This window comes from Brevibacillus daliensis, from assembly GCF_021245735.1.
Taxonomy (GTDB): Bacteria; Bacillota; Bacilli; order Brevibacillales; family Brevibacillaceae; genus Brevibacillus_B; species Brevibacillus_B daliensis.
Map to the genome: position 1 here is coordinate 43,368 of NZ_JAJISB010000034.1, position 16,172 is coordinate 59,539.

13 protein-coding genes and 1 pseudogene are annotated in these 16,172 nt (G+C 40.6%); 4 read left to right on the plus strand and 10 right to left on the minus strand.

All coding sequences use genetic code 11. The features are described 5' to 3' along the window. Nucleotides 1-177: 177 nt before the first annotated feature. A complete protein-coding gene (locus tag LM917_RS19985) occupies nt 178-2,106 on the plus strand; it encodes a sigma 54-interacting transcriptional regulator (protein WP_232699480.1) in 1,929 nt (642 codons plus the stop codon). 158 nt (nt 2,107-2,264) lie between these two features. Here the strand turns inward: LM917_RS19985 and LM917_RS19990 are convergent, their stop codons facing one another. The 10 genes from LM917_RS19990 to LM917_RS20035 form a co-directional block, all read right to left on the minus strand. Then, complete coding sequence (locus tag LM917_RS19990; RefSeq protein WP_232699481.1) at nt 2,265-3,476, minus strand: ABC transporter permease; 1,212 nt, start codon at nt 3,474-3,476, stop codon at nt 2,265-2,267. Continuing rightward, a complete protein-coding gene (locus LM917_RS19995) occupies nt 3,473-4,216 on the minus strand; it encodes an ABC transporter ATP-binding protein (protein ID WP_232699514.1) in 744 nt (247 codons plus the stop codon). The genes LM917_RS19990 and LM917_RS19995 overlap by 4 nt, the downstream gene beginning before the upstream one ends. Then, nucleotides 4,197-5,771, minus strand: coding sequence for an efflux RND transporter periplasmic adaptor subunit (locus tag LM917_RS20000; RefSeq protein ID WP_232699482.1), 1,575 nt, complete (start codon nt 5,769-5,771; stop codon nt 4,197-4,199). The genes LM917_RS19995 and LM917_RS20000 overlap by 20 nt, the downstream gene beginning before the upstream one ends. Before the next feature lie 228 nt (nt 5,772-5,999). After that, nucleotides 6,000-7,409 carry a HAMP domain-containing sensor histidine kinase gene (locus LM917_RS20005; RefSeq protein ID WP_232699515.1) on the minus strand — a complete coding sequence of 470 codons (1,410 nt, stop codon included), beginning with the start codon at nt 7,407-7,409 and terminating at the stop codon, nt 6,000-6,002. After that, complete coding sequence (locus LM917_RS20010) at nt 7,399-8,085, minus strand: response regulator transcription factor (RefSeq protein ID WP_232699483.1); 687 nt, start codon at nt 8,083-8,085, stop codon at nt 7,399-7,401. The genes LM917_RS20005 and LM917_RS20010 overlap by 11 nt, the downstream gene beginning before the upstream one ends. Before the next feature lie 209 nt (nt 8,086-8,294). Then, complete coding sequence (locus LM917_RS20015; protein WP_232699484.1) at nt 8,295-9,497, minus strand: hypothetical protein; 1,203 nt, start codon at nt 9,495-9,497, stop codon at nt 8,295-8,297. Between the two features lie 850 nt (nt 9,498-10,347). After that, nucleotides 10,348-10,608 carry a DUF4175 domain-containing protein gene (locus LM917_RS20020; protein ID WP_232699485.1) on the minus strand — a complete coding sequence of 87 codons (261 nt, stop codon included), beginning with the start codon at nt 10,606-10,608 and terminating at the stop codon, nt 10,348-10,350. Between the two features lie 243 nt (nt 10,609-10,851). After that, nucleotides 10,852-11,925, minus strand: coding sequence for a hypothetical protein (locus LM917_RS20025; protein ID WP_232699486.1), 1,074 nt, complete (start codon nt 11,923-11,925; stop codon nt 10,852-10,854). A 54-nt stretch (nt 11,926-11,979) separates the two neighbouring features. Further along, entirely contained in the window at nt 11,980-13,227 is a 1,248-nt protein-coding gene (locus LM917_RS20030; RefSeq protein WP_232699487.1) for an MFS transporter, read from the minus strand. A 328-nt stretch (nt 13,228-13,555) separates the two neighbouring features. After that, the gene (locus LM917_RS20035; RefSeq protein ID WP_232699488.1) at nt 13,556-13,795 is read right to left on the minus strand and encodes a YiaA/YiaB family inner membrane protein; all 240 of its coding nucleotides are present in this window, start codon (nt 13,793-13,795) and stop codon (nt 13,556-13,558) included. Between the two features lie 178 nt (nt 13,796-13,973). On the opposite strand from LM917_RS20035, the pseudogene LM917_RS20040 reads away from it, so the two are divergent. The 3 genes and pseudogenes from LM917_RS20040 to LM917_RS20050 all read left to right on the plus strand — a co-directional run. Further along, nucleotides 13,974-14,861, plus strand: a pseudogene (locus tag LM917_RS20040) (MBOAT family O-acyltransferase); the annotation flags it as partial. Between the two features lie 20 nt (nt 14,862-14,881). Next, complete coding sequence (locus LM917_RS20045; RefSeq protein WP_232699489.1) at nt 14,882-15,640, plus strand: alginate O-acetyltransferase AlgX-related protein; 759 nt, start codon at nt 14,882-14,884, stop codon at nt 15,638-15,640. After that, nucleotides 15,641-16,093 (plus strand): hypothetical protein, encoded by a 453-nt coding sequence (locus tag LM917_RS20050; RefSeq protein ID WP_232699490.1) that lies wholly within the window; start codon nt 15,641-15,643, stop codon nt 16,091-16,093. Nucleotides 16,094-16,172 lie beyond the last annotated feature (79 nt).

A 16,172-nucleotide genomic window follows, 5' to 3' on the forward strand; every position in this document is an offset into this window, starting at 1 on the left:
TTTTGATGAGATGCACTCAGCGAAACTCATGGTATGTTAAAAACATAAACATTCTGATGTTCGTATTTTTAATGGATGACCTGATTTTTCTCTTTTATTTGACTTTTCAATTTATTTTGCTAACATTTTGTTAATCTATATGTAAGCGCTCTCAATTTGTTTAAGGTGGGTGAACTAATGAAATACGGTGTCATTTCTCCATCAGAATCCTTTACAAAGCTTGTTCATCAAGTCAATTCCTCTATTGATCCTGATTTAATTATTAAAGAAGGAGCATTGCAACGAGGATTGTTCTTAGCCAAACAAATGAAAGAAGAACATGATGTCCAGCTTTTCATAGCACGAGGAGCAACTGCTGAACTATTGCAACAAAAAATGGAAGTTCCTGTGGTGAAGGTTACTATTACGAGTTTTGATCTTTTGGTCTCCTTTTTAGAAGCAAGAGAACACTCCTCTACTATTGTTTTTATTGATCATGTAAAAAATACTGGACGATATAACTTGCCTTTCTTTGAACAAATCTTATCTATCAACATTTCCCTCGAACTGTATCAAGATGAAGCAGATATCCTGGATCATCTGAAAAAAATTGCATTCCAAAACAAATCCGTAACGATTGTTGCAACCGCTCAATGTGTTGCGAAATCCTCTTCTCAATTAGGTCTTACCTGCATTATTGTTGACTCCTCTGAGGATGCAATAAGCGAAGCATTAAAGCGTGCAGAAGAAGTATATTCCATGTTTGAACGGGAAAAACTCAGGCAAGCCCATTTGGAAACGATCATTTCCTATGCTTTTGATGGTGTAATCGCTACTGATCCAAGTGGAAAAATAACGGTTTTTAACGATCTAGCTGCAAAAGCACTGCGTTCCGAACCGAAAGAAGTCATCGGAAAATATCTGGCAAAACTACAAAATCCTTTTATGAAAAAACTATATGGTGATGGTACCGAGATGACACAGATGGTCGTGACTCTTGGCAACCAGAAATACGTATCGAACCGAATCCCCATTGATAAGGGCAATGAAAGCATGGTCATTACGTTTCAGGAAATCAACAAGGTTACCGAAATGAACACGCATGTCCGAAGCGAATTATATCACCGGCGTTTTTACGCCAAATACACCTTTGATGACATTATTCATAAAAGTGATTTGATCAAGATAACCATTCGAATGGCAAAGCATTACAGTATTACGGAAAGCAATATTTTACTTCATGGTGAGAGTGGTACAGGCAAGGAGTTATTCGCCCAAAGCATTCACAATGAAAGTAGTCGCCGGAACGGACCTTTTATCGCTATAAACTGTGCAGCTCTGCCAGAAAACTTACTGGAATCAGAGTTATTCGGGTATGATGAAGGGGCTTTTACCGGGGCAAAAAAAGGTGGTAAACCCGGCTTGTTCGAAATGGCCCATGAGGGAACACTATTTTTGGACGAGATAGGAGAACTGCCTGTTGCCTTACAATCGCGACTGCTACGGGTTCTACAAGAGAAGGAAGTCATGCGAGTTGGTGGTGAACGTATCATTCCAATTGATGTACGAATTATCGCAGCATCGAATCGGAACCTCCGTGAATCTATTGAGTCTAATCTTTTTCGGTCAGACCTGTACTATCGCTTAAATATCTTGCAGATAACCCTTCCACCCTTACGTGACCGAAAAGAGGATATCTTGCCGCTAGCTCACTTTTTCCTATCAAAATATAAAATGGATAACATTCGATTGCATGATACAATCAGCAAAATGCTTCTAGCCTATGATTGGCCCGGTAATATCAGAGAATTAGAAAATACGATGGAACGTATCATTGCTATAGATCATGTCTCTACCCCTGAGGAATTGAAGCTGGTTCTCTCTGATCAAATGGGGACTGGCACAGGGCATTCTCTCCTTGATACGACCTACACGAGGACAAATCATGAGCATGACGAAAACAAGCTGAATCTTACAATCGGCACATTAGAAGACATGGAGCGCCAAATCATTGAGGAGCTACACTCCCGGTATAACGGCAATAAGAACATGATATGCGAGATTCTCGGAATCAGCCGTACCACGGTTTGGAAAAAGATGAAGCCTTTTCGAGATTTACAGCTCTAGAATCAATTTATCTTGTAGGAAAAAAGCGACAAAGAGCCTGCAACCAAATGAATCGGGATTACAGGCTCTTTGTCATTTGACTGGACTGACTAATGATTTGCTTTAAAGGAATAAACTCTCCTACTTTCAATAGCCCTTTAGTAGATCACAAGTGCTCTCTACTCATATCTCAATGCATCAATTGGCTTCATCTCCGCAGCCTTTTTAGCCGGATATACTCCAAATGCTACACCCACAATTAAAGATGACAAGAAAGCATACAGCATAGGAGTCATTGTAATCGCAATATCCACTCCACCAAGCTTGTTTACGAGCCAAGCTGCTCCCACTCCCAGTAGAATCCCGATCAGCCCACCTAACAGACTCAGGGTAATTGACTCAATCAAAAATTGCTGCAAAATCGCTCCTCTGGCAGCTCCAATTGCTTTACGAATTCCGATCTCACGAGTACGCTCTGTTACCGAGACCAGCATGATGTTCATAATACCGATACCACCCACCACTAGAGAAATAGCTGCAATTCCTGATAACAGTGTGGTCATGACACTGGTCACGTTTTGTGCCGTTTCTAAAATATCTGATTGAGAACTTATGGTAAAATCATTCTCTTGGCTAGGCATTAGCTTATGTTGCGCTCGCAAGGTTTGTTGGATATCAAACTGAGCCTGAAGCATCTCATCTGGTGAAATGGCTGACACATAGATCGTGCGTAGGCTACTTTGTCCTAGACGCTCCATCGCCGTTGTAATCGGAACGATTAGCCTATCATCATTATTAGTCATGCCTGAGCTACCCTGACTTTTCAAAACACCAATTACTGTAAATGGAATCCGGTTAATTTCAATTGTTTTGCCAACCGGACTTTCATTGGAGCTGGCAAAGAGGTTAGTGACAACCTCTGGACCGATCACCACCACATTTGCCAGCTCATTGACCTCAAAGTTAGTAAAAAATCTTCCCTCTTGTATGCTAGCGTTACGTACTTCTGGAAAAGATTCTGTCGTGCCTTCCAAGTTGGATGTATAGTTGTCATTCTGATACACCAACTGCGCTCGCGTACTAACGGTAGGTGTAACACCTGCTATCGAGTCCTTTTGTTGCAGGGCTTTAGTATCCTCAAAAGTGAATAAGGGCGAACCTGCACCCAAGCTATTGCCACCTTGCTTTGCTTGCCCTGAATTAACAATCAGCAGATTACTTCCCAGACCATTAATTTGATTAGCTACACTGGCTTTAGCCCCTTCCCCTATTGCTACCATCGTAATCACAGCAGATACACCAATTATGATTCCTAACATGGTTAAAAAAGACCTCAATTTATTAGCTGTTACACTTCGTAGTGATACTCGCATGGCTTCCAAAAAATTCATACTACCACTTCCTCGAATTTCGCTATTCTTCGCTCTTGGATTACATCATTTGCGATTACCTGACCGTCACGGAAATGGATGACTCGCTTAGCATATTCAGCGATATCTGGTTCATGCGTCACCAAAATAACGGTTTTTCCTTCATCATTTAATCGCTGAAATATCCCCATAATCTCTTGACTGGTCTTAGTATCAAGAGCCCCTGTAGGTTCATCTGCCAAAATAATCACGGGATGATTAACCAAAGCACGGGCAATGGAAACACGTTGCTGTTGCCCCCCTGATAACTCATTCGGTTTGTTGTATAACCGATTGCCAAGCCCCACACTATTTAGGGAATCAATAGCTCTCTTTCGTCTTTCCTTGGCATTTACACCTGCATATAAAAGTGGTAGTTCCACATTTTCTACTGCTGGTGTACGCGGAAGTAGGTTAAAACTTTGGAAAACAAAACCAATTTTTTGATTCCTAATTTTGGCCAAATCTTCATCTTCCGCCTCTGAAACAGGATAGTCATCTAGATAAAAGGCTCCGCTTGAGGGTTGATCCAAACAACCAATAACGTTCATCATGGTAGATTTACCTGAACCAGATGGACCCATTATGGCTACAAAATCCCCTTCTTCAATCATAAGATTTACTCCACGTAGGGCATGTATCTCTTGATCTCCAATGACATATGTCTTTTTAACATCAGTAATGCGAATAACTGCTCTAACGTTATCTACTTCTTGAACTATTTCCACTTGGCATTCCTCCTCCCATTACGGGCATACCACCAATACCTGTGCCTTGACCCATTTGACGATTATTGGAGGAGTCAGGTGCCTGCATGGATAATAGGATCTGATCCCCTTCTTCGAGTCCAGAAGTAATTTCGACTCCTTTTGAGCTAACCAGTCCAGTCGTTACTTCCCTAAATTGATAACCTGAAGCATTTTGTCCTCTGTCACTCGATTTGCTTTTTGAATCTGTTGTTGCCTTCACGTCTTTATCCGTAGTAGCACCATCTTCTACTTTCACTAAAACGCCTGTTTTCCCACCTTGTTCTCGCAAAGCAGCCGTTGGGACATAGAGCACATTCTTTTGTGTCCCTACATGAATTGTTGTTTGGAGCGTCATGCCTGGTTTTAACAAACCTTCTTTATTTCCGACAGTAAGGAGTACTTTGTAGGTCGTCACACCTGATTCTGTATTCCCTTCTGGGTATATCGTTTCCACTTTCCCCTGGAATTTTCTACCGTTGTAGGTCCCGATGGTAAAAGTGGCTTCCATGCCTTGCTTGATTTTACTAATATCACGCTGACTGATCTGAACCATCACTCCCAATTGTTCGGCATTCGAGTTATCCATAACCAAAAAGGGGGACGTTGCCGTTTTACCTACATTCCCATTCACCTGCAAAACTACACCATCCATTGGCGCTTTTATCGTTAACTTTTCTAAATGAAGCTGTTGTTGTTTTAGTTGTACTTCAGCTTGAGTAACTGATGCTTTCGCTGCTTGTACAGAAGACTCTTGTGCCGGAGCTTTCGCTTGATTCAACTGTGCTACCGCAGAATCGTAAGCAGCTTGCGCCTGAACTACACTATTGTGGCTCTGATCCTTTGTCTGACTGTATTGCATACTAGCAGTTTGATATTCTGCCCCCGCCTGATTGAGACTATTTTGAGCCTGATCTAATTCACTTTTCGAGATAGCTCCCGCTTCATATAGTCTCTTTTGCGTTTCCAGATTTTTTTTGGCCTCTTGCAAATTACTACTTGCCTTCTCTTGTTGGAGTAACGCCTTTTGATTGTCATAGCTTTTCATAGCAGATTCCAATGATGCTTTTGCTTTCGTCACATTAGATTGTAATACGAGAATTTCATTCTCATCTTTTGTTTGCATTTTTTCCGCTAGGCTTGCCTTGGCTGATAACAGGTTGGCTTCTGCAATCTTTACTTGCATCAAAGTAGCGGTCTGATCCATAGTAGCGAGTACCTGTCCTGCTTTTACAGAATCGCCTACTTTTACGTGTATTGCCGAAATGACATCATCACCACTCGGAAAGTTTAAAGTCATTTGTTGAGCGGCCTGCACCGTACCAGAAGCAGCAACAACCTCAGAAATATCCCCTCTCTGGACGGGAATTGTCTGCATAATCGAAGTTTCACGAGAAGGCGAGACGAACTCACTATAGGCATAAATACCCGTCCCACACAGCAAGGCTCCCGCTAATGTAACCATGATGATACTTTTCTTTCTCTTGCCCTTTCCCCTAAGCAATGGTTTATTTGTTTTACTTTCAATCATTAAGATATCCCCCAAAAGACTCATATTTTCTATAGACAACCTTCGTAAACTAACTATAAGGCCGCTGTATGTCAACTAGATGTCTGTTCAATGGGAAACTGGAGGGAAAGAAAGGAAATCCCTGCTACTGTTCGTATAAAAAAGAAATGTCCACAAATACCTTTTCACTTGGTATTTGTGGACATTTCATATAGATCGTGCGTCTGTGGATAATGGTTTTATATCCACTCACTTTTTTAGTGACAGTGTAAAAATGGTTTTCTCTCTACTACTCTCGGTCAATTGAAGATCGCCACCAAGTGCCTTTGCCATCATTTTGCTAAAAGGTAACCCTAGTCCGAGGCCCCTTACCTTATGCTTCTTCTCTTCCCCGCGATAAAACCGTTCAAATATATTTGCCTTCTCTGTTTCTGGAATACCAATGCCATTATCTTGTACATTAATTCCAAGAACTCCCTCTTGATGTAATAGCGATACTTGAATGATTCCATTTGGTCCTGTCGCTTGTTTAGCATTATTTAATAGGTTGTATAAAATTTGCTGAATACGTAGCGGGTCTGTATCAATCCATACGTCTTGTTCTGGAATATACGTCTGTAAGGAAAGCGTATTCTCCTCTTGTCCAATCAACCACTGATGCGTAATCTCTTGGACGAGATGATTCAAGTTCTGTGGTTGTTTGGAAACATTAATATCTCCCACCGCAAAAGAATTGAAATCCAATAAATCTTCGACCATTTTTTGCAAACGAAAAGTCTCTTTTGAACAAACCTCCAGAAACTCTTTGGCTTCCTCCCCTGTTACTACCTCATCCTTGACCGCTTGGAGCAGTCCACTGATGGAAGTTACTGGCGTTTTAAGCTCATGGGTAACTCCCGCGAGCAGCTCTGTTCGCATCATTTCTAACTGACGAAGCCGATCCGCCATATCTTTGAACGAGTGAATAAGTTCGTAGATTTCCTTTTCTTTGATATCCTTTTTCAGCTCGATATCATAGTGTCCCGTTACAATCTGTTTTGCCGCATCTGCAACATCCTTCACGGGTTCCGATAATTTTTTCGTCAAATAATAAATGACAATCCAACCTAGCACTCCAAGACCTGTTAGCATAATACTTAATTGTTGCATTGCCTCTACACTATGATCCATCTGTTTTTTCGGGGAAGAGATAAGGATCCAGCCCAGCGTTTGGCCATTTCTCTCTAACTTCTGGGTGAGAAAGAGGTTATTTTCTCCTGAACGCATCTGTATTTCTTGCACAGATTGATTTTTCTCCCAATCAAGGGAGAGGTCCGAGGGAAACTCATCAAGAAAACGACCTGCTTGGGATGTGCTAAGGAGGGTACGCTTCTGTTTATTTAAAATTAGCACCATGGGCCTAAATTCTTTCATGAAGCGTTGACGATTATCTAATATACGTGGCAAGGAAGAGGGTATCACAAGTGTCCCTTCCGTTGTCATAATTTGCTCAGAAATGTCCATAGCCATGTATTTCATGACGTCGAGTCGTTTTTGTGTTTCATTGTAGCCTATCCACATGCTAGAGAAAAGACCAATGACGACAAGACCAACACAGATCGTGAGTACATAACGAGTTGTCCAATAGGTTAATAGTGACTTCCGCTTTTTATTTTTCATTGACACAGAACTGATACCCCAATCCCCGTAATGTACGAATTTCTCCTTCGTCGGTTGGCCAGTTTTGCAAGGTTCTCCTGATTCGTTTCACCGCTAGATCAACAGCACGATCACTGCCCTCGTAATCCATACCCCAAACGTGTTCGATTAACTGCTCTCTTGTAAAGGTCTGATTGGGATACTGTGCGAGAAATAAAAAAAGGGAAAGATCACGTGGTGTGAAAGTAAGTTCAATGCCGTGCAACATAACAGAATGAGCCTGGTAATCTACTTTTAAACTACCAAAAATCCGTGCCTGATAATCACCCATGACCAGCAAAGAGCGTCGCATGACAGCATTGACACGTGCCACGACTTCCTCACCAATGAAGGGCTTGGTAATGTAATCATCAGCACCTTGATTTAACCCATTTACCTTCTGCTCCAGTTGTCCTAACGCTGTTAACATGATGACGGGACAACTACTTTTGGTACGTATATACTCCAGTACCTTCCAACCGCTCTGCCCTGGTAGCATGACGTCCAATAAGACCAGAGAAGGTGTCACACGATCGAAAGTAGTAATGGCTTCTTCACCGTTAAAGGCAAGCTCCACCTGATATCCCGCCTTTTCCAGATAGACTTGTAGAACCCGAGAAATCGGCCCTTCATCTTCTACTATTATTATTGTTTGCATAATCTGCTTCCTTCCAACTGAATAACGTGAGGGCTCTACCAAAAGCATACGAAAAACATGCCGAAAGGAAAAGAGGGTATGTTTTGGTAGTTAACGTCAAGTCAAGTAAACTAAACGCAGGCATGGCCCTCCCGTTATCAGGGAAAGCCATACCTTATGACATCTCACATTTATATAGAGAGTGGGTGGGTACTACTTACACGTTTCAATTACTCAGCCTTTGCTTCAGGCTGTTTCTTGTTCTGCATTTTCTCTAACCACTCTTGTAGCAGCTTGTTCACTGTATCAGCATCATCCGCATCAGCTGCAACTTTAATCTGTTCCATGATATTCTCTTTGCCGTCACGAACAGTGTGCTTGAAGCCCAGTTTTTCCATTTCTTCTTTTTCTTGTTCCTTCGTCAATGTTCCAGCTTTTACTTGTTCACGAATTTCATCTAGTTTTTTCTTCGTTGCTTCATCCACTTCTACTTTCCCATATACCATATTGCCTTTATCAAAGCCTTTCACACCAAGCTTCTCATTGGCTTGTTCCACAGTTAACGTACCATTCTTCACTTGTTCACGAATTTCATCTAACTCTTTCTTCGTTGCTTCATCCACTTCTACTTTCCCATATACCATATTGCCTTTATCAAAGCCTTTCACACCAAGCTTCTCATTGGCTTGTTCCACAGTTAACGTACCATTCTTCACTTGTCCACGAATTTCATCTAACTCTTTCTTCGGTGCTTCATCCACTTCTACTGTCCCTTGTTCCACCTTGCCTAGGTCAAAGCCTTTTACACCAAGCTTCTCATTGGCTTGTTCCACAGTTAACGTACCATTCTTCACTTGTCCACGAATTTCATCTAACTCTTTCTTCGTTGCTTCATCCACTTCTACTTTCCCTTGTTCCACCTTGCCTAGGTCAAAGCCTTTTACACCAAGCTTCTCATTGGCTTGTTCCACAGTTAACGTACCATTCTTCACTTGTTCACGAATTTCATCTAACTCTTTCTTCGTTGCTTCATCCACTTCTACTTTCCCTTGTTCCACCTTGCCTAGGTCAAAGCCTTTTACACCAAGCTTCTCATTGGCTTGTTCCACAGTTAACGTACCATTCTTCACTTGTTCACGAATTTCATCTAGCTTTTTCTTCGTTGCTTCATCCACTTCTACTTTTCCTTGTTCGTAGTCAAATAGCTTCTGGAAATCGTCAGCTAGATCGGGATTGTATTTATTGATAATCTTCATTAATTCCTCTTGATTGGCTTGTCTATCCTCAAGTGAAAAGTATACGTGTTCTTGATGAAAGCTTTTCTCTACCTTTGTTTCATCTACATTTGTATTCGTTGCCGCAAAAGCCCCAGTTGGTGCAAAGACTGCTAGTGCTAACGCTCCAATCATCCATTTCGATGCTTTCTTATTCATTCGAATCAAACTCCTTCATAGTAGGTTTTGCAAGAGTACTTCTTACAAGTACAAATTTACTAGGGTCGTATGTCAGCTGAATGTCCACCTTAAGGAAAAGTTGTGGGAAAGCTGAGGATGTTTATTACATAATAGCCCTCTCTAATAGTTGACAATTCAATGAGCTCTTTCGTATGTTTTGTTTTGTAGAAATACAAGGACAACTTCGATAATAGAAAGGACATTTTTCTATTGAAAAGGTATCGTTTTGATACTCACTTTTGTAAAATATTCACTTACTATTGAACATAAAAAAGAGACAGCTATCTTCTCTCTGTGTAAAAATAGAAGTATCACCAACCACTTCTATACAAAGAAGAATCCAGCATGTCTCATACGTTTAATAAGGTAGCACACCAAGAAAATTGAGCAATATCTTACGAGATTAGAAATTACCTCTTAACTTCTAAAAAACAGCCATGAACCACTTGTTTCACTATTTCGCCAGCATTCTCAGTAAAGGTTTTACAGGTATACGTACTGATATTCATCGTGAAAGCAGACACAATCCGATCGAAGTTACTTCCTGACCTACAGTAACTGGGATGAGCAAACGCTTTTTTCGTATATCTAAAAAACCGCACTTGGTAGCAAAATCAGTAAAAGAAAATCTCTCACAGACACCTATATTCGTTACCCTTGTTTGTATGCTTCTCCGTGAGGTACCGAAAAATCCTTCCTATGTATTCATTAATCGTTGGCTAGATCGGGATTGTATTTGTTGATAATCTGCATTAATTCCTACTGATTGGCTTGTCTATCTTCAGGTGAATAGTTTCCTTGTTTTTGATGAAAGGTTGCTCTACTTTTGTTACTTATCCATGTCAAAGCCTTCCACACCAAGCTGCTCTAAGAGTTCTTCCTGAGTTATTGTACCATTCTCCATTTGTTCCATCATTGCATCTAACTCTTTCTTCGTTGCTTCATCCATTTGTATTTCTTGCGGTTCCTGCTGGTCAATGCCGTTCACACCAAGCTTCTTATGTTCCTGAGCTAGCATAAAAACCACAGTTGGTACAAAGATTGCTACTGCTAACGCCCCAATTATCCATTTAAATGCTTTTTTATTCATTCGAATCAAACTCCTTCATAGTTAGTTTTGCAAAGAAAGCTTCTAACAAGTACCACTCTACTAGTGAAGTATGTCAGATGAATGTCCACCTTAAGAAAATGTTGTGGGAAGCTGAGTATGATATTTGATTATTGCAAGTTTTCCTGATTACCTACTTTTCTTACATAAAAAATAATATGAAAAAGAGCCTGAATCCAACCTTTTGGGGTTATCAGGCTCTACTGTTTGCTTGTCTATGTTCGATTATATCATTTCACCATCATACCTAATAATCGCCGTTTCTTCTGGTGGGTACGTCACTCGAATGGCTTCCAGGATTTCATTTTTCCTTGCCTGCTTCTCAGATTCATCCAGTTCAACCAAGACATCGTCAACGTCATAAGGACCAATACGCCAGTGCCCTAGCACAGCTCCTTTTATTTCTCCATCAATCAAAAGGTACTGTAACACCTCATGTTCTTTGTACCTTTCCTTCAACTCAGACATGTGTGCCCGAACAAGATAATCGGACAAATCCAGCATGAAAACGGAGCGTACTGAGCCTTCACCATCCATGGGAAATGTGGCAGGTTCGTCTGTTCGAATATAGTGTGTTCCATGTCGTGGTATATCTATCACATGAATTTGTCCCACGTCCACCAATTGATCCAGGACCGTTTGAAGTGTCTTGGTTTTTAGCTGTGACCAATCCTTTATTTGCGTAAGAGTAGCCGCAACCATCGCTGACAAAAAACTCAGCAAAACTTGAGAAATTGCTTGTTGCTCCTCAGCCGGATTAGTTGGTAATTCAAAAAACTCCGTGGCAAAATCAAACAATCCTGTGTCCCAGTCTGTATCCGTCTGTTCTTCGTACAAGATAAAAGCTTCCTGCAATGTTTTTAGTTCTTTTGAGATAGCCGCTTTGGGATAGGGAAGCTCCTCTTTTAACTGTTCCTTGGAGATGCCTCCTGATTGCTTGATGAGCGACATGATTTCATGATGGACGCCTTTTGGCTTGGTAATAGGTTTACGGAAAACCGTTGCGTACCTGTGTAAATCTTCTTGAAGTACGTAACCAACTCTTCCTCCTAAGAACCTTCCTTTTACAAAAAGATGCTTCTCACGCAATTTACTCGATATCTGATAATCTCGAAATGCTGTTCGATGAACAAGGCTAGGAGGATCACCTGGTCGTGTATTATGCACAGGAGAGACGGGCTGTAATCGTTTAAACAAAGCAAGATATGCTGCTTCGTCTGATTGATCCATCAACGGTTGTAATAATCCCTGCCTGTTCATTCGCTCCTGTATAAGTAGCTCATAGGAAATTGGGTTCATGTAGTAGCTCCTTCGTGGCCAGTTTTTGTCTTTGCAACAGAAGTTGACTATCACTCATTTTGATATGTCCTGTGCTGCCTCTCCTATTTCGAATCTCATTCTCTTCCATAGCATATACAAGAAAAAAACGGAGACAAAAATATATAAGGAAAGCACTAAAAATGTAAGCTGTAGCGACAAACTGGTAAGCAATGCTCCTACAAAGAGATAAGAGCTAGCATCTGACACGAATCCAACGCTAGATCGTACCGCTGATACTTTTCCAAGCATGTGATTTGGTGTCTTTCGCTGGATAATTGTAGTGAGTGGGACTCCCGTAATGGAGATTACAAATCCCATTATGACAGCAGCGATTCCTATCATCCAGATCTCTGTTGCAAACACCAACAGCAGAATTGCTACTCCTCGGCATGCATATCCTGTGAACACCCATTTGGCAGGCTGTAAAACTTTTTGCTGCGCTAGCCAAAGGGATGACAGAAAGGCTGTACCCGATGCAGTCGACATGATAAATCCTAGCATCTTTTGTCCGCCTAGGTCTGCTTCTACTAACAATTTAGATATCCCCAAGTGTACAACTGCTCCACCAACCAGAAATTGTGTTGAATATAATATCATCATGATGGCTATTTCTTTATTGCCAAATGTCATAAAATGAAGACCCTTCCAAGTATCTTGCCATATCGAAGTTTTTTTCATTTCGACCGATTCATTTGTTTCAGTAGAGTCTACGTTATTGGAAGGAAAACGGATAAAACTAATGAGTATCAAAGAAATCATATTCGAAGCAGTCGTAATATACAATAGCTCTGCTACTTGCATATCAAATAGTAGTAGCACCCCTCCTAAGGAAGGACCTAGCATGAGCCCCAGATTGGAAGTAGATCCGATATAAGCGTGAACCTTGGTCAGATTTTTTTTGTCATCAATCAAGAGGGGAACACTAGATTGAGTTGCTGGAGCGGAAAATGATCGTAAACAAGTCATCAAAATACTTACTAATAAGATGTGTGGCACTGTAAGAGCATCCAAGCTAAGTGCTATCGGGATGGATATCGTTAATAGCACTCGTGTAGACTCACAAATAACCATGAGTCTTTTTCTATTTACTCGATCCACAATCGCACCAGCTATCACACCAACAAATAGATATGGAATAAACGATGTAAATAACATCGCTCCTGCACCTACTGCACTTTCTCCATATTGAAGAGATAGTAATGTTAATACAAGTGTGTATACAGATGAACCAAAGAAAAAGGTTGAATGAGCGCACCATAATAATAGTAGGTTGCGATTCATGTAAATCCTCCAAATTTTGCATATTTCAGTTGAAAGGATGTCTTGTAGTTTTTGAAATGGATGATACATGTGGGTTTCTATCTATATAGAACAAGTGGGAGTAAAGCCAAGAGGACAACGAAGAACCCGAAGATAATTATTGCAATATTTCGTTTATTTTTATAAGAAAGGAGTCTTTTCTAAAAAACAACAAAAAAAGCTCTCTTTCGAATCCTACAGGAAAATCCTGTAATTGTCTACAATAAGAACTTTCTTTCATTTATGTTAGATTTTATTATTATGAAACCACAGTCTGTCTCTACATCCGACTTTGGTTTCATTTGTTCTCCTATTCTTCTCTGAAACGTTCTTGAAGACGCTCCGCACGCTCATCGTCCTCATGATTATCCCTGAAAACTTTTTGCAAAACGAAGCTGCTCATAATCAAAAATGCTGCTGTGACTGCATAATAACCTTTTACACTAAGTGGTTGATCTAATGTATAAATCCCAACAAACATAGCTATGCATGCTAAGGCAAAACTGATCCATGCTAAAAAAGTAAAAGAAGGGGTATGGCGTCTTTTCATGATTAATCCTCCTCAAATGTATTTATCCCTTTTATAATAGGATAAAATTACAAATATTCAATATTTTTCGATTTTATATTCGAAAAATTACTGACCAACTACTTTCAGTTGCTTACGCTAAAGTGTTTGGGGAGAGGAGAAGCTACTAGTGGTCTTCAGTAATCTAGCCTTTATCTATCCTATTATTCGCTACCACTCCGTTGCGGAGCAATTTAAGTATCGTATACACACGCAGGAAAAATTCGCAAACGGGATTGAATGTTTTTTACTCGGCTTAGCCAAAAAAGTACTTCTGGCAAACCCACTTGGTTCCATTGCAGATGATGTATTTGCCCTTTCTGGTGGCGATTTATCAACTGCAACCGCCTGGATCGGGATCGCTACGTACACCATGCAAATCTATTTTGATTTTTCGGGGTACAGCGATATGGCGATCGGGTTAGCAAAAATGTTCGGCTTTGAATTCGAAGAGAACTTCCATTTTCCGTATATTTCTCGTTCGATAAGTGAATTTTGGCGTCGCTGGCACATTTCGTTGGGTAGCTGGTTCCGTGATTACGTATATATTCCTTTGGGTGGCAATCGTGTATCACCATGGAAAGCATATCGCAACTTATTGGTCGTCTGGACGCTGACAGGATTTTGGCACGGAGTCAGTTGGACCTTTATGGCCTGGGGATTTTATTATGGAGTCCTCCTATCACTGGAGAAGGCTGGCTTAGAAAAATGGATGGCAAATAGAATATGGCGACCACTTCAACATTTGTTTGTGCTACTTGCTGTTATGATTGGCTGGGTATTCTTTAGAGCTGATAATTTCGGCCATTCCATAGACTATTTAGGAACGATGTTTGGTCTTTCAGCCACTTTGATCGACTCCACAGCCAGATTGCTCTTTTACAATCATGGATGGCTTCTATTAATTGGCGCGATATTCTGTGCACCACTCTATGATCGCTTACGTCTGCCAATGTGGATGAAGACACCTCTATTATTACTTTTATTAATATCTACCATGTATTTAGTCAATTCCACCTATAATCCTTTTATATACTTCCGGTTTTAATGACGAAAGGGAGAATAGTGATGACACGATCACATACGGTTTTAATTGTTGGATTTTTACTCATCATTTTTGGTTTAGGAATAGCCACCTTCCTCATACCTGATCGTCCTCTATCTTGGTGGGAAAATCGTTCACTGGCACAAGTTCCAGAAGTGAGTATTGAGGGACTGAAGACAGGTAACTATTTCAAACAGGTTGAGAGTTACGTAACAGACCAGTTTCCTGGTAGAGATAGATGGATGGCGATGTACGTGAAATCAGAACTGATGCAAAACAAAACCTTTGTTAAAGGCACGTATGTATCACCAGAAAATACCATGATCAAAAAGCCACTGGGACAAGCACCGTTATCCGTACTTGAACACGCTGCCGATGCACTTAATGGCCTAGGTACCGAATTACAGAAACAAAATATCCCTTTTTACTACGCGCTTATGCCAGCGAAAGTAAATATTATGGCTGATTTTTTACCTGAGGATGTCCCTCGTGGATTTGGTAAGCAAAACAAGGAACAGGTACTTGCCATGCTCGATCCAGATAAAGTAATGCTGATTGATGGTGAACAAGCTTTACGTGAAGCTTATTCGCCTGATCAAATTCCATCGTTCTATTTTCAGACGGATCATCACTGGAACATAGATGGGGCAATGTTTGCCTATCAGACAATTCTCCAAAACATTGGAGAGTATTTCTCTGAAGTCGTGCCTCAAGACGCTAACGAGAACCTATACTCGCTCCGTTGTGAAAACGCAAAATTAATGGGCTCCTGGAACAAGTAATTGGCCGGCCAAATAAAAGAACATAGTGACTTTCCTTGCTACTATGATCCCAACACATATTCTTACGACGATTTCACGATCTACAAGGGTTCAGTCAGTAAGGATAATCTAGTATCCAGGGAAACGATTTATGCATCAGGCATACGCCAACATGCCATTCCCGTCGATTATGCAATGGCATACACCTATGACCTAAAAGAAATAAACATTGTAAATAAGAAGAGTCCCAATAAATTACGTGCGTTGATCATTAAAGACTCTTATGTGAACCCGATGATCTTCCAATATGCGCATCACTTCGAGACAACAACGTATTACGATATTCGTCACAACCGGGATCGCTCCGTCTTTGACTTCGTGAATCAAAATAAATTTGATCTCGTTATTCTTCTATACAATGATGAGGTTTATGTTGATCCCATGTACATTTTTGATCGTGTACCTCCGAAATAAATGACTTACATAAATGGTTGTCTCCTTCGTTACAAAAAATTATGATTCTTTTCGTAGATTTACACTGTCAAATCCGATA